Below are 12,759 nucleotides of genomic sequence, written 5' to 3' on the forward strand. Positions count from 1 at the left end.
AACAGCCCAAGGCCACCCCGTGAATTGCGGTCACGGTCAGCCAGCCGGTAGTAACCCGGGTCAGCTCCGGGCCGCGTCCAAGTGTTGTCGGGCCGCCTGTTCCAGATGGGTCAGGTCCGACGCAATGGTGACGAATGTGAAGCCTTGGCCGATGCGCTCTCGGGCGACGGTCCCGTCCGGGGTGTGAATCGCGGGGATCTTGTCAGTTGCCTGGGCCGCAGACAGGATGCGCCCAATCGCGGCATCAAAAGTAGACTGCACGTCCGGGTCCTGGGGAGATTTCCCACCGACGGCCAGGCGCAGGTCGGACGGGCCGATATAGACCCCCATCCACGCCGTCCACCGCACAGATCTCCTCAACGTTGTCCAAACCTTGAGGAGTCTCGATCATCACAAGAATCAGTATGGCGGCGTCGGACTCGGCGGGCGTGGGCCCGACCCGCAGACCAGCGCGCATCGGCCCGTAGGAGCGAGCGCCGCCACCCGGGTACCGGGCAGCTCTCACCGCAGCCGCTGCTTCTTCGGGTGTGTCCACCATCGGCACGATGATGCCGCGAGCGCCGGCGTCGAGCGACTGGCCGATGACGGTGGGATCGTTGGCTGCAACTCGGACGATTCCCGCCGGACCGTGTCCGGCGTCGATGGCCATGAGATTCTGGACAATCCCGGAGTAACCGAGGAGTCCGTGCTGGCCATCAAGGGCTATGTAGTCGTAGCCAGTCATGGCCAGTCGCTCGTTGGATATTGGGGAGTCCAAGACGGACCAGTATCCGAGAGTCAGCTCCTTGTTCTTGGCCTTCCGGACAACGTCTGCTGCGGGGTAGTTCACGGTCGTTCCTTTCTCTGGCGTGGAGACGTGAAGAGCGGGCTGTTTTCAGCGGTTGTAGGCCGGCATGGGACCGCGAAGAACGGAACCAACACGGTCGCAGGCCTCCACCAGAGACCCGTCCAGCGGCCCACGGGCCAGGGCATCAATGTTTGCGTGCAGTTGATGGGGCTTTGACCCGCCCAACAGCACGGACCCGGTCACCGGTTTGGAGATCAGCCAGCGAAAGGCGAGCTCGACCAGGGGCATTCCTGCCTGATCCGCAATACCGCTCAGCTGACCGATGGCTCCGAAGAGCTGCTCATCCCAATAGCGGCGCTTGTACATCTCGGCCAGGCGTGAGTCTCCGAAGCGTCCGCCATCGGGGGCGGCGTCAAACCTATGTTTCCCGCTCAGCAGCCCACCACCCAGAGGGTTGTACACCATGGTGTGCAACTCGGAGGTGTCCGCAAATTCAACGTATTCCTCTTCAACTCGGCGGGCGACGAGGTTGTACAACTGTTGGGCGACGACTGGGCGTGGAGCACCGTTGCGATCCGCCGCTGCGTTGACCATGGCGATCTGCCAGGAAGCAAAGTTGGACACACCCAAGGCTCCGATTTTGCCCTCTTCGACGAGAGTGGCCACGGCCTGGAGAGTCTCGTCGAGGCTTGCCTCCCGGTCCGGCTGGTGGAGGTAGAACAGATCCACCTTTTCGGTCCGCAGGCGCCGCAAGCTGCCTTCCAGGGACCGGCGTAGGCCCTGTTCGGACAACGGTGAGTGTTCACCCGCATCCGGGTGGGGCATACCGGCCTTGGTCGCGAGCACGACATTCTCGCGCCGACCCGCCAATAGTTCGCCGAGCATGCTTTCGGTCGCGCCGCCGGCATAGCCATTGGCGGTGTCCACCGCGTTGATGCCTGCCTCCAGGGAGGCTTCCAGCATCGCGGCCGCACCATCGTGGTCAACGGTGTCGCCGAAATTCATGGTGCCCAGCACCAGCGTGGACATGGGGGTGTCGATGCCGTTGAGGCGAACGGTCTCCATCGGTTGGTTCTCCTCGGTCAGAAGGGGTACCGGCAATGAGCCTTGTATTGCGTGGATCACGTTTCCATACTTGCGCGAATTGCGCAAGTAACTTAGCGTGAATCACGCACACAGATGGTGGAATGGGGTGAGGTCGTGCGGATACTGGCTTTGGCCGACGATTTGTCTGGCGCTAGCGAAGTAGCAGCGATTCTGGCGGAGATTCCGGAGTGCACGCAGAAGCGTGAGGAACTCCAACCCCGGCAACGAGGGGTCTGCGTGCATCTTGAGATGCCCACCCTCGGGGCAAAGGCCACCGAAGTAACCGTGCTGGACACGGACAACCGTCGCCGCGGCGAGGAACGGGCCGCCGATCACCTGCGCCACCTGCTGAATGACTCCGCCGTCTCCCCCGGCCCTCAGGTGCGAGTGTTCCTGAAGTTCGATTCCTTGTTGCGGGGCCATATTGGTGGTCAACTTCGAGCAGCCCAAGAGCTGACCCCAGTCCTCTTTTGCCCAGCCGTCCCCGGTATCGGACGCACCGTACGCGGAGGGAAGCTACTGATTGACGGTTACCCACTACGCGACAGCGGATTGTGGAGCGCCGAACCCGAGTATCCGGCCAACGAGGTGGCCTCACAGCTTTCCCCCGCCCCCACTCGGACCCTTGATCTCACAACGGTGCGAGGAACGCACCTCGGGAAGGCCCTCAAGCAGGCAGCAGAATCAGGTGCCGTGGCAGTGTGCGATGCCGAGTCCGAGGCCGACCTTGATCGTCTGGCCGCCATCGGCTTGGACCTGGGATTCACCTTGGCTGGCGCCGCAGGCCTGGCCGAGGCGACCGCCCGCCGTCTGGCGAGCGAATCCTTTGCGCCTCCCGCCGGCGCAGTCCCTGACCGGCGAGACACGCTGTTCATCCTCGGCACGGCCAGCGCGGCTGCACAACGCCAGGTCGATCGGTTGGAGGAAACCGGGATACGCGTCCACCGGTTGCACCCGGAACAGATCGATGGCTTCAGCCTCGAACACCACGGCACGGTCGCAGTGACCGTCGATGGTCCCGTGGATCCTTCCAACTCCGAGTCCATCATCACGGGCCTCGCTCATCTCGCCATGCGCCACCACGCGGATCGGCACCTTGTGCTCAGCGGAGGGGAGACCGCCCGGACGGTGCTGGGGGTTCTGGGCTTTTCCGAGCTCGTTCCCCTCAAACAGGCACACGCCGGCGCCGTGGTCAGCGAAGCCGACGGCCGCCTCATTGCCACCAGACCGGGAAGTTATGGGCCTCCAACCAGTCTCATCGACATCCTCACCACCATTGACCTCTTGCAGAACACCACACGAAAGGCCTGATCATGAGCAATTCCCATGTTGCCGCTGCTACCGGACACCGCCGAACGGATCTGCCCTTCGTCGCGGTCACCATGGGCGACGGCGCCGGGATCGGTCCTGAGGTGACGGTGGCGGCCGTCGTCGAGGAATCGATCCTCGGTGAATGCCGTCCGGTCGTCATAGGCGACGCCGTCCGCCTCCGCACTGCCGCGAAGAGCATTGATCTGGACGTCGAGGTTCGTCCCATCCACGCCGTGGAGGACGCCGTCCACGATGCCCGGACCGTCAACGTCATCGACCTCGCCCTCCTCCCCGAAGATCTCCCCTGGGGAGAGCTCTCGCCCGTCGCCGGGGACGCGGCCTACCAATACATCAAGGTCGCTTCCGAACTGACCATGGCCGGCAAAGTTCAGGCGATCTGCACAGCTCCACTGAACAAAGAGGCCCTCCATGCCGGAGGGCACGTCTACCCCGGCCACACCGAACTGCTCGCCGCGCTCACGGAGACCGAAGAGGTCTCCATGATGCTCTCGACACCCAAAATCAAGGTCATCCACGTCACCACACACATCGGCCTGGTCGACGCTGTGGCCAAGATCGAACCAGGGCTCGTCCAGCGGACCATCGAACGCGGGCACCAAGCATTGGTTCGGGCAGGGATTCCGAACCCAAAGATCGGAGTGGCCGCCATCAACCCCCACGCGGGCGAGAACGGGCTGTTCGGCTACGGCGAGGAAGCCGAAAAAATCGCTCCCGGCATCGAGAAAGCTCGCGCCCATGGCGTGGACGCAGTGGGCCCGCTGCCCGCAGACACCCTTTTCTTCTTGGCCGGGCGAGGTGACTACGACCTGGTGGTGGCCATGTACCACGACCAGGGCCACGGCCCCGTCAAAGTTCTGGGAATCGAGGCCGGGGTCAACGTCACCGTGGGTCTGCCCGTCATTCGCACCTCCGTGGACCACGGAACTGCCTTCGATATCGCGGGCAAGAACATGGCCGACTCCCATAGCATGGTTGAAGCCCTCCACCAAGCCGCCGAGATGGCGACCCGCTGAAAGGAACACACCCCGGGATGAACGGAGCTTCCATGCCTCTGCCCGCCAAGATCAGGCGTGAACAAATCTACGACCTGGCCAAGACCACGGGCCTTGCGTCCGTTGACGAGTTGTCAGCTCGCTTCGAGGTCACGCCTTCCACAATCCGTCGCGACCTGGCGTTGCTCAATGAACAGGGCAAACTTGCCCGCACCTATGGCGGAGCCATGCCCCTGGAGCCGCACCCCGAAGCGTCCCTGCTTCAACGCGCCGGGGAATTCTACGAGGAGAAACAGGCCTTGGCCCGGTGGGCCGCAGATCAGGTTCAGCCGGGCGAACATATTCTGCTCGACGGCGGCTCTACCGTCGGGGTCCTTGCCCACCATATGCGGATCTTCACCGACTTGGATGTCACCACCATCGGCATCAACAGCTTGCAGGAACTGGGCGGGTGCCCAGGCATTCGCCTGACCTGTCTGGGCGGACAGCTCCGTGAGATGAGCCAGAGCTTCTACGGACCACTGACAGAATTGGGCCTTGCCAGAATGAGCTTTGACCGTGTTTTCCTCGGGGCAGACGCAGTGTCAGCAGAATTCGGCATCTGCGAGGCAGACCATGTGCAGACACGATTGAAGGAGAATATGGCCAACCGTGGCACGCACGTCTACGTGTTGCTGCATTCGGCCAAAGTAGGACAGCGTCCGTTCCACGCCTGGGCCAACCTCCCCCGCCCGTGGACGCTGGTCACCAATTCCGATGCTCCGGCCGAACAAGTACAGGGCATGAGGGACCAGGGCATCACCGTGCAATTGGTTGACACCGGTGCCGGCACGCCTCCTTCTCCCACCGGGCACTGAACAAGACCTTTCAAGCCACGACGGGAACCCATGCGTTCTGCGCGGATTGCGCGCCCTCCTCGATGCCGCCATCCACTCGGCCGTCCCTCCGCCCCCTTGACACACGAACAGGCTTCCGTATTGTAGGGGCTACTTAATGAAGGGATGGCGTAAATGAACCTTGACAGGGCCTTCGCAGCGCTGGCCGACCCCACCCGACGAGCGATCATTGATCGGCTCCGCGGCGGGGATCTCAGCTCCGGAGAGCTCGCCGAGCCCCTGCCGATCAGCCGGCCCGCGGTCTCCCAGCACCTGAGAGTGCTCGAGGAGGCCAGGCTCATCACACGGTCCAAGAGCGCACAGAAACGAATTGTCTCGCTCTCCACCGACGAGCTGACGTCGGTCGCCGAATGGTTGATGGCAACACACGATGAATGGCAGCAGAAGTTCGACAACCTCGATCGCGTCCTGGCCAGTGAATCGCGAGAGGAAACTCCACCGGACAAAGCATGATCACCCGCAGAGGAGCAGCATCATGAACTCGGGCACCACCCGCACCGACGCCGTCGCACCCCGCGACGAAGAACCTGGACTCACGATCGTCCGCGATTTTGCCGCGAGCCGCGACCGGGTCTGGGACGCCTGGACCAATCCCGAAATCCTGGCCCTCTGGTACCACCCGAAGGGCCTGCACACGCCGCGAGAATCCGTCAGCGTGGATCTGCGAGAGGGCGGGGTCTACACCTACACCATGATCGACGACGACACCGGGGAAGAGTTCCCCACCGGAGGCAAGTACCACCGCGTCGAACGGCCCTTCCGCCTGGATTTCAGCTGGGGGAATCAGGGCGAAGAGGACACGTCTCCCCTCGTGCGCATCGTATTCGAGGAGATCGACGCGGCGACGACCCGCATGACTTTCACCCTGACGGGTCTGCCGCAGGATTCCGGCGTCGTCAACGGCATCACCGAGGGCTGGAACTCGGCCTTCGACGTCCTCGAAGCCACCATCACCGAGTGAGCGGACGCGGCGTCGACCCGCAAACAGCCGCGCCCGACGTCGTCCGGCTCAAGCCTCCCGAAGAACCCCACGAGCCAGTCCCGGAAGCACACGACCGGCCGCCTCGATGTCGGGGCGCAGATCGTGGTCGGCCGCGACGATGGGGGGCACCTCCCGCAGGCGGGCCACCACCCGGCGGAGCGACGACGACGTCGGCCGCCCCAGCACGCTGATGGCCCGGTGCGCCGACAGCAGCTCGATGGAAAGCATCGTCTGGTAGCTGTCGACCGCCCGGTCGAGCTGCTCGACCGCCTGGGTCGCGAAACTCGCATCCTCCTCGGCACCCTGCGACAGGACCACGGTGTTGAGCGACGCCGGCTGAGCGGCATTCCGCAGCTGGGCCATGGCGCTGGCCGCAATGTACTCGACCATCATGTGCCCGGAGGAGCCGTCGGTTCCGTCGGCCAGAAACGGAGGCGCGCCCGTGTACGCCGGATCGTGGAGCATGGTGATGCGTGAAATCACCAGGGGTGCGCTTTGGGCCAGGGCGAGGTTCAGCCCGTCGATGGCGAGGCCGAGTGAAGCCTGGTGGAACCCACCGTGGTGCACGGCTCTCTGCGATTCGAAGTCGAAGAGCGGATTCTCCTGGGCCGTCGCGGTCAACGATTCGACCAGGCGCCCAAGTCGATCCATGGCGTCGACCACGGCGCCCTGGGCCTGAATGTACGCGCGCAGACCGAAGGGATCCTGGATGCGGGCCGGCTCCGATTCATCCTGCAGGAGACCGCGCATTTCTTCCGCGACTCGAGCAGCTGCGGGAATCACGGCGGCCCGACCCGCCTGCGGCGAAAATGCTTGCCGATTGGCTCCGACGGCCGTGGCCGAGAGGGCCGTGACAATTCGCGACGAGCCCTCGAGGTCTCGGAGTCGGGTCACGGCCCGGGCGGCCCGCGCCAGGGTCAACGCGCTGCTGCTCATGAACGGCAAGGCACTGTCCTTGCCGAAGGAGACGGGCGTGGGCCACGGATTCGTGGTCGGGCGCTCCCTTGCCATCGCCAGAGCAGTGGATGCCAACGCCGCCAAATCCGCCGTCCCGATGCCTCCCATCGTCCTGATGCTGGGCAAGGCATCGTCCCGGAGCATTCGCTCCAGGCCCTGAACCACGTCCGGACTGATCCCGCTCCCGGAGGCCGCCAGCTGCGAGAGACGGATCGCCAGCATGATTCGGACCGTCTCTTCGGGAACGTGGGGGCCGGCGTCGGCGGCGTGGCTCCGAAGCAAACGCAGTCCGTGTTCGTCGTCGTGCTCGTCGACCTCGACGAACCGGTTGGCACCCACGCCCGTGGACTGGCCGTACACGGGTTGGCGCGCGCTGATCCCTCGAGCCTCTCGATACTGACGGCGAAGCCGGTCGAGCACCCCCGGCGCGAGGCGGGCCCCTGCACCACGGGCAACCTTGTCGAGATCGGTGAGTGTCAGCCCGGCCCCGTCCACCTCGATCGGCGGCTCCGCTTGAACGGGCTGGTGAGCATCTCGGGGGCGGTCGCTCCGAGAGTGGTGACGATCGTGCTGCTCATGTTCTCGCATGCGGCCCAGTCTTCCTCAAATTTATGGTTTTCACTAGGCGGTTTTAATGTTTCACTAGATAAAACTGTTACCTGGCTCACCCCCATCCAATACCCGGAGGCTCCTTTGGCCGAGACGTCGACCCGAACCGTTGAGCGAGCGCTCGATCTCATGGGGATCGTCTGCGACCAAGGCGCCATGACGCTGGCGGAAGCCGCCCGCGAAGCGGACCTGCCGGTCAGCACGACCCTGCGTTTGCTCCGGACCGTGGAAGCGAGCAAGTGGCTCACGCGCGACGACGCCGGAATCTATCGGCCTGGCACCCGTCTGATCCAGGTCGGTGCCCAGGCTTTCAGCAACGATTCCCTGGCCGATCTGTCCAGGCAGCCGATGCAGGACCTCGCGGCAGAGACCGGGGAGTCCGTGTACCTGAGCGTCGAGGCGCACGGTGACACGGTCCTGTACATCAGCATCGTCGAGGGCAACCATTCGGTCCGACACGTCAGCTGGGTCGGCCACACGATCCCGGCAACCGGATCCGCGGCGGGACGAGTCCTCCAGGGTCACACCCCGGACGAGGGCTATCTGGTTTCGGAGAACATCGTCGAGGAGGACGTCACCGCCATCTCGGCACCCGTCCACGGCGGAAACGGGCCCATCGCGGCCATGAGCATTCTGGTGCCCACCTACAGGGCGACCCAGCAGAAGAACCGAAGCGACGGGGCGCTCCTGCGCCATGCCGCATCCGAAGTCTCCAGGAAATTGCGCACGACGTCGCACTAGGACTGGCCAGCACCACACAGCATCCCGCCGACGTGTCGCGGGAGCGCACGAACGATCAGGAATTCGAATGGTAAAAACATCGGACTCGCCCACGACGCAGGCCATCGACGAGATCCCCTTCAACCGGTTTCACCTGCGAGTCACCGTCATGACCTTCGGTGCCAATTTCACGGACGGTTACATCCTCGGCATGATCGGGGCGCTCCTGCCGGCGCTGACGGCGGGATGGTCGCTCACCGGTCTCGAATCGGGGCTGCTGGCCAGTTCGGCGCTCATTGGGTTGTTCTTCGGGAGCCTGGTGCTCGGACGCGTGGGGGACCTCATCGGGCGCCAGCGCGTCTTCGTCCTCAATTTCGTGATCATTACGGTCGCCTCGGTCCTGCAGTTCTGGGCCGACGGGTTTCTGAGCCTGTTCATTCTGCGGCTTGTGATCGGCTTCGGGCTCGGCGCGGACTACGCCGTCGGACCGACGCTGCTCTCGGAGTTCTCACCGAGGAAGTCCCGCGGCATCATGCTGTCCTCCCTGACCGTCATGTGGACCGTCGGATACGTCGTCGCCAATATCCTGGGAAGCCTGTTCCTCGCGGGGGAGGAATCGTGGCGATTGCTGCTGGCCAGCGGGGCCATTCCCGCGCTCGTGGTTCTGGCGGTGCGGATCGGCGCCCCGGAATCGCCGGGGTGGCTCATCAGCAAGGGTCGCGTCGAGGAGGCCCAGAAGATCGTGGGGAAATACCTCAAGGCAGATATCTCGACGGCGGACCTGGCCACGAACTCCGGCCCCGAGGACAGCGGCGGATTCCGCGAGGTCTTTGCTTCAGGGCAGGCGAAGTACACCTGGTTCGGCATCGTGTTCTACAGCGCCCTCGTGCTCCCCTACTTCGCCATCTACACGTTCATGCCGACCATCTTCGAGAGCCTGGACGTCTCGGGCGGGCACCTGCAGGAAATTGTCCTGAACATTTTCCTCCTCCTTGGAGGGATCGCAGGGTTGTGGTTCGTCCAGAAATTCTCGCGACGCAGTGCCAGCATCATCTCCTTCCTGATCCTCACGGCATCGCTGATCCTGCTGGGCCTGCTGGTCGACAGCTCCATCGGCGTCCTCATGATCCCGTTCGTCGTGTACACCTTCGTGATGTCCGCCGCGTCGAACCTGACGCAGGTGTATCCGGCCGAACTGTTCCCCACGAGATTGCGCGCGACCGGCGTGGGGCTCCTCAATGCCTTGAGCAGGATCGCTTCGGCCGCGGGGACATTCATTCTTCCCCTCATGCTTTCCGCGTGGGGAATCTCGTGGTCAATGTTCGCGCTGGCCCTTGTGCTGCTGGTTGGCCTGCTCTTCACCATCAGGTATGCCCCGGAGACCTCGACCAAGCATCTGGTTTAGCGAGCGCAGTGGGGGCCTGCGGACCCCCACCGTGTGCCAGCTAGAAGGAAGCCCTCCAGTCTCGGACAGCGGCCACGACGTCGTCCAGGTGTGATTCGAGCAGGAAGTGGCCACCGTCCAGAAGCTCGATCCGCGGATCAGTGGCATCTCGGCGGAAGGCTTCGGCCCCGGCCGGCCCGAAGATCTGGTCGTTGCGACCCCAGATGGCCAGGACCGGAACCTGGGAAGTGCGCAGCCACTCGTGGAACCGCGGATAGAGGGCGCGGTTGGTGTGGTAGTCGGCGAAGAGGGCCAGCTGAACGAGGTCGTTGCCCGGGCGCCCCAGACGGGCAATGTCGTGCTCCCAGGCATCCGGATCCACCACGGACGGGTCCGGGACTCCGTGCAGGTACTGCCATTCCACCGCTTCCCTGGCCAACGCGGGACGAAGGGCCTCCTCGTTCTCCCGCGAAGGGTCCTGCCCGTAGGCCCAGATGGGTGCCCAGAAATCGGGAACGAATCCCTCGTCGTAGGCATTGCCGTTCTGTGAGATCACGCCTTCCACAGCGCCCGGGTTCTCGAGGGCGAGTCGCCATGCGATGGGCGCCCCGTAGTCCTGCGCGTAGACGGTGAAGCGATCCACGCTCACTGACGTGAGGAAGGCACGCGTGATCCGAGCCAGCTCCCGGAAGGTGTACTCGAATTCGTCCACGCCCGGGGCGGAGGACCTTCCGAAGCCGATATGGTCCGGCGCGATCACGTGATAGCGGTCCGCGAGAGCGGGAATGAGGTGCCGGAACATGTGCGAACTGGTGGGGTATCCGTGCAGGAGCAGCATCACCGGCGCGTCGGCAGGACCGGCCTCGCGGTAAAAGACTTTCCAGCCATCAACGATGGATTCGCGGTGGTGAACAGCCACCATGACTAACCTCCTAAATTAGCTTTACTGGTTACGGCCACGGTAGCATGGGTTCGCGAAGGAGGGCACACGTGATCGAAGACGAGGAACTTCTGCTGGACGTTCTCAACTCCGCGCCGCGGGACGGTGGAGAGCCCATGGAGTATCTGCACGGTCAGCGCGGCGTCGACCTGGCTCGCGCCCACGGCGGGTCCGGCGACGACGCGGAATTGCGCTGCCTGCGGATCGCCCGGGACGGGTTGCAGGACCTGATCCGTGGCAACGAGGTTGCCGTCGAATCGCTCCAGGAGCTGATGAGCGAGGCGACGATGCGGGCAGACGTCACGCCATCTGGGGTCGAGTGGAAGCTGTCCGCACCTTCGGACGTGCAGCTCGCGGCTCGCGTCCTGCAGGCATGGTCGCGGGTCAACGAGCACCTACCGGGGCGGCTCAGAGCCTGCGCGAACACGGAGTGCAATCTCTACCTCATTGATCACACGCGCCCAGGGACCGCCAAGTGGTGTTCCATGGCGACGTGCGGCAACCGCATGAAGGCCCGAGCCCATGCGGCACGCACTCGCCGCTCCGGGTCCCGGAACTGAGCATGCCAGGATCCCCCGATCACGGCCTCCTCCGCGTTGTGCATCGCGAGGGGCGATCAACGGAGGCCTTGGACCGGTGTACGCACGACGACCGGTATGTGCGCTTGTGAACCTGTGCGATGACCCGTCAGGTCATATATAGCAACGGACAGCATCGCAGTCGACACTCCTGCGAGGAACGGGCTAGCCTAGTCTGCGCTCGAGCAGGGCGACTGCCTCGCACCCATCCCCCTCCACTCAGGAAGGTCACCTTTGACCAGTCTCACATCCACCCGCCGGAGCATTGCCCTCCTTGCCATCGCCCTCGGTGGGTTTGGCATCGGAGTGACCGAGTTCGCCTCCATGGGCCTCCTTCCGGATATCGCGCGGGATCTCCTGCCGAAATTCAGCGAATCCCCGGAGACCGAAATCGCCAGGGCCGGAACGCTCATCACGATGTATGCGTTGGGTGTGGTGGTGGGAGCCCCGACCATCGCGGCTCTCGGTGCTAAAGCATCCCAAACGCGGCTGGCGTTTCTGCTCCTTGCCCTGTTCATCCTCGGCACACTCGCATCCGCGTTCGCGCCGACTTTCGAACTGCTCTCCCTGTTCCGATTCATCGCGGCACTCCCCCACGGCGCCTTTTTCGCCGTCGGCTCATTGTTGGCGGCCCGTCTCATGGGCCCGGGCAACCAGGGGAAAGGAATTGCCCTGGCACTGTCCGGACTCACTATTGCGAACATTGTGGGCGTTCCGATCGCGACGTGGCTCGGTCAGAACTTCGGGTGGCGCTCGGCCTACCTGATGGTCGCGGTGATTTTCGCCGTGGCACTCGTTCTCGCGTCCTTGTCCTTCCCGCGCCACGCTGGAGATGCAACTCGCACCGCAGGCTCCGAGTTGCGAGCGTTCAAGAACGTCCGCATCTGGATCATGATCGCCGTCGGCTCCATCGGGTTCGGTGGGTTCTTCGCGGTCTATTCCTACATCACCGAGGTCTCGACCCAGGTGGCGGGCCTGTCGACGTCGACCGTTCCGTGGGTTCTGGCAGTCCTGGGCATCGGCATGACGATCGGCAATATGATCGGTGGCTGGGCCAGCGACCGCAATCTGACCAAGACGGTCCTGTTCGGCTTCAGCGCGTTCATCGTCTCTCTGGTGCTGTACACGCTGCTCGCCTCTTCCAAGGTCGGCCTCTTCGCCTCGGTCTTCCTCATCGGCGTCACCCAGTCGATTCTGATCCCGTCCATTCAGGCCCGGCTGATCCGCATCGCGGGCAAGGCCGCGCTCCTCGGCGCGGCGGTCAACCATTCGGCATTCAATATCGGCAACGCCCTCGGGGCGGCCCTGGGCGGCGCTTCGATTGCCGCCGGTTTCGGCTATCTGTCCCCCGGGTGGATCGGCATCGGACTCGCCGCATCGGGCTTGGTGCTGGCCCTCGTCAGCCTAATGGTCACCCGGTGGGACAAACGCGCGGACCGGGACACCGTGGGCATCGATATCGTCAACAGGTACTGATGCCCCTTTGCTCGTTCATG

14 protein-coding genes are annotated in these 12,759 nt (G+C 64.1%); 9 read left to right on the forward strand and 5 right to left on the reverse strand.

What is annotated here, in order from left to right:
• Positions 1 to 60: 60 nt before the first annotated feature.
• The 3 genes from ACTSLZ_RS00505 to ACTSLZ_RS00515 are packed head-to-tail and all read right to left on the reverse strand — an operon-like array spanning position 61 to position 1,912.
• Positions 61 to 261: a hypothetical protein gene (locus ACTSLZ_RS00505; protein ID WP_443095349.1), complete on the reverse strand. Its 201-nt coding sequence runs from the start codon at positions 259 to 261 to the stop codon at positions 61 to 63.
• A complete protein-coding gene (locus tag ACTSLZ_RS00510; RefSeq protein ID WP_443095350.1) occupies positions 245 to 829 on the reverse strand; it encodes an HpcH/HpaI aldolase family protein in 585 nt (194 codons plus the stop codon). Before ACTSLZ_RS00510 ends, ACTSLZ_RS00505 begins: the two co-directional genes overlap by 17 nt.
• A gap of 45 nt (positions 830 to 874) precedes the next feature.
• Positions 875 to 1,912: an aldo/keto reductase gene (locus ACTSLZ_RS00515; RefSeq protein ID WP_443095351.1), complete on the reverse strand. Its 1,038-nt coding sequence runs from the start codon at positions 1,910 to 1,912 to the stop codon at positions 875 to 877.
• 54 nt (positions 1,913 to 1,966) lie between these two features.
• On the opposite strand from ACTSLZ_RS00515, the gene ACTSLZ_RS00520 reads away from it, so the two are divergent.
• The 5 genes from ACTSLZ_RS00520 (at position 1,967) to ACTSLZ_RS00540 (ending at position 6,054) form a co-directional block, all read left to right on the forward strand.
• A complete protein-coding gene (locus ACTSLZ_RS00520; protein ID WP_443095352.1) occupies positions 1,967 to 3,184 on the forward strand; it encodes a four-carbon acid sugar kinase family protein in 1,218 nt (405 codons plus the stop codon).
• Between the two features lie 2 nt (positions 3,185 to 3,186).
• Complete coding sequence (gene pdxA, locus ACTSLZ_RS00525) at positions 3,187 to 4,218, forward strand: 4-hydroxythreonine-4-phosphate dehydrogenase PdxA (protein WP_443095353.1); 1,032 nt, start codon at positions 3,187 to 3,189, stop codon at positions 4,216 to 4,218.
• 32 nt (positions 4,219 to 4,250) lie between these two features.
• Positions 4,251 to 5,054: a DeoR/GlpR family DNA-binding transcription regulator gene (locus ACTSLZ_RS00530; RefSeq protein WP_443095354.1), complete on the forward strand. Its 804-nt coding sequence runs from the start codon at positions 4,251 to 4,253 to the stop codon at positions 5,052 to 5,054.
• Positions 5,055 to 5,207: 153 nt separating this feature from the next.
• A complete protein-coding gene (locus ACTSLZ_RS00535) occupies positions 5,208 to 5,546 on the forward strand; it encodes an ArsR/SmtB family transcription factor (protein ID WP_178980399.1) in 339 nt (112 codons plus the stop codon).
• Between the two features lie 22 nt (positions 5,547 to 5,568).
• The gene (locus ACTSLZ_RS00540; RefSeq protein WP_443095355.1) at positions 5,569 to 6,054 is read left to right on the forward strand and encodes an SRPBCC family protein; all 486 of its coding nucleotides are present in this window, start codon (positions 5,569 to 5,571) and stop codon (positions 6,052 to 6,054) included.
• Positions 6,055 to 6,102: 48 nt separating this feature from the next.
• On the opposite strand, the gene ACTSLZ_RS00545 is transcribed toward ACTSLZ_RS00540, so the two are convergent.
• Positions 6,103 to 7,620: an aromatic amino acid lyase gene (locus ACTSLZ_RS00545; protein WP_443095356.1), complete on the reverse strand. Its 1,518-nt coding sequence runs from the start codon at positions 7,618 to 7,620 to the stop codon at positions 6,103 to 6,105.
• 105 nt (positions 7,621 to 7,725) lie between these two features.
• On the opposite strand from ACTSLZ_RS00545, the gene ACTSLZ_RS00550 reads away from it, so the two are divergent.
• Positions 7,726 to 8,382, forward strand: a complete 657-nt coding sequence (locus ACTSLZ_RS00550) for an IclR family transcriptional regulator (RefSeq protein WP_436594806.1) — start codon at positions 7,726 to 7,728, stop codon at positions 8,380 to 8,382.
• Between the two features lie 67 nt (positions 8,383 to 8,449).
• The gene (locus ACTSLZ_RS00555) at positions 8,450 to 9,766 is read left to right on the forward strand and encodes an MFS transporter (RefSeq protein ID WP_443095357.1); all 1,317 of its coding nucleotides are present in this window, start codon (positions 8,450 to 8,452) and stop codon (positions 9,764 to 9,766) included.
• A gap of 40 nt (positions 9,767 to 9,806) precedes the next feature.
• Here ACTSLZ_RS00555 and ACTSLZ_RS00560 read toward each other — a convergent pair whose 3' ends face one another.
• Positions 9,807 to 10,667, reverse strand: coding sequence for an alpha/beta fold hydrolase (locus tag ACTSLZ_RS00560; protein WP_443095358.1), 861 nt, complete (start codon positions 10,665 to 10,667; stop codon positions 9,807 to 9,809).
• Positions 10,668 to 10,735: 68 nt separating this feature from the next.
• Here ACTSLZ_RS00560 and ACTSLZ_RS00565 point away from each other — a divergent pair, with 68 nt between their 5' ends.
• Both ACTSLZ_RS00565 and ACTSLZ_RS00570 read left to right on the forward strand, forming a co-directional pair.
• Complete coding sequence (locus tag ACTSLZ_RS00565; RefSeq protein ID WP_129316161.1) at positions 10,736 to 11,245, forward strand: CGNR zinc finger domain-containing protein; 510 nt, start codon at positions 10,736 to 10,738, stop codon at positions 11,243 to 11,245.
• Positions 11,246 to 11,497: 252 nt separating this feature from the next.
• The gene (locus ACTSLZ_RS00570; protein WP_443095359.1) at positions 11,498 to 12,739 is read left to right on the forward strand and encodes an MFS transporter; all 1,242 of its coding nucleotides are present in this window, start codon (positions 11,498 to 11,500) and stop codon (positions 12,737 to 12,739) included.
• The last annotated feature ends 20 nt before the right edge of the window (positions 12,740 to 12,759 follow it).

The sequence above is a fragment of the Rothia koreensis genome (genome assembly GCF_052232265.1).
In the GTDB taxonomy this organism is placed as follows: Bacteria; Actinomycetota; Actinomycetes; order Actinomycetales; family Micrococcaceae; genus Rothia; species Rothia koreensis.

What these genes read in the sequence shown, in the direction of transcription:
- ACTSLZ_RS00555 (WP_443095357.1), top strand. Translation starts at nt 8,450, where the DNA reads ATGGTAAAAACATCGGACTCGCCCACGACGCAGGCCATCGACGAGATC.
- pdxA (WP_443095353.1), top strand. Translation starts at nt 3,187, where the DNA reads ATGAGCAATTCCCATGTTGCCGCTGCTACCGGACACCGCCGAACGGAT.
- ACTSLZ_RS00530 (WP_443095354.1), top strand. Translation starts at nt 4,251, where the DNA reads ATGCCTCTGCCCGCCAAGATCAGGCGTGAACAAATCTACGACCTGGCC.
- ACTSLZ_RS00545 (WP_443095356.1), bottom strand. Translation starts at nt 7,620, where the DNA reads ATGCGAGAACATGAGCAGCACGATCGTCACCACTCTCGGAGCGACCGC.
- ACTSLZ_RS00540 (WP_443095355.1), top strand. Translation starts at nt 5,569, where the DNA reads ATGAACTCGGGCACCACCCGCACCGACGCCGTCGCACCCCGCGACGAA.
- ACTSLZ_RS00560 (WP_443095358.1), bottom strand. Translation starts at nt 10,667, where the DNA reads ATGGTGGCTGTTCACCACCGCGAATCCATCGTTGATGGCTGGAAAGTC.
- ACTSLZ_RS00535 (WP_178980399.1), top strand. Translation starts at nt 5,208, where the DNA reads ATGAACCTTGACAGGGCCTTCGCAGCGCTGGCCGACCCCACCCGACGA.
- ACTSLZ_RS00520 (WP_443095352.1), top strand. Translation starts at nt 1,967, where the DNA reads ATGGTGGAATGGGGTGAGGTCGTGCGGATACTGGCTTTGGCCGACGAT.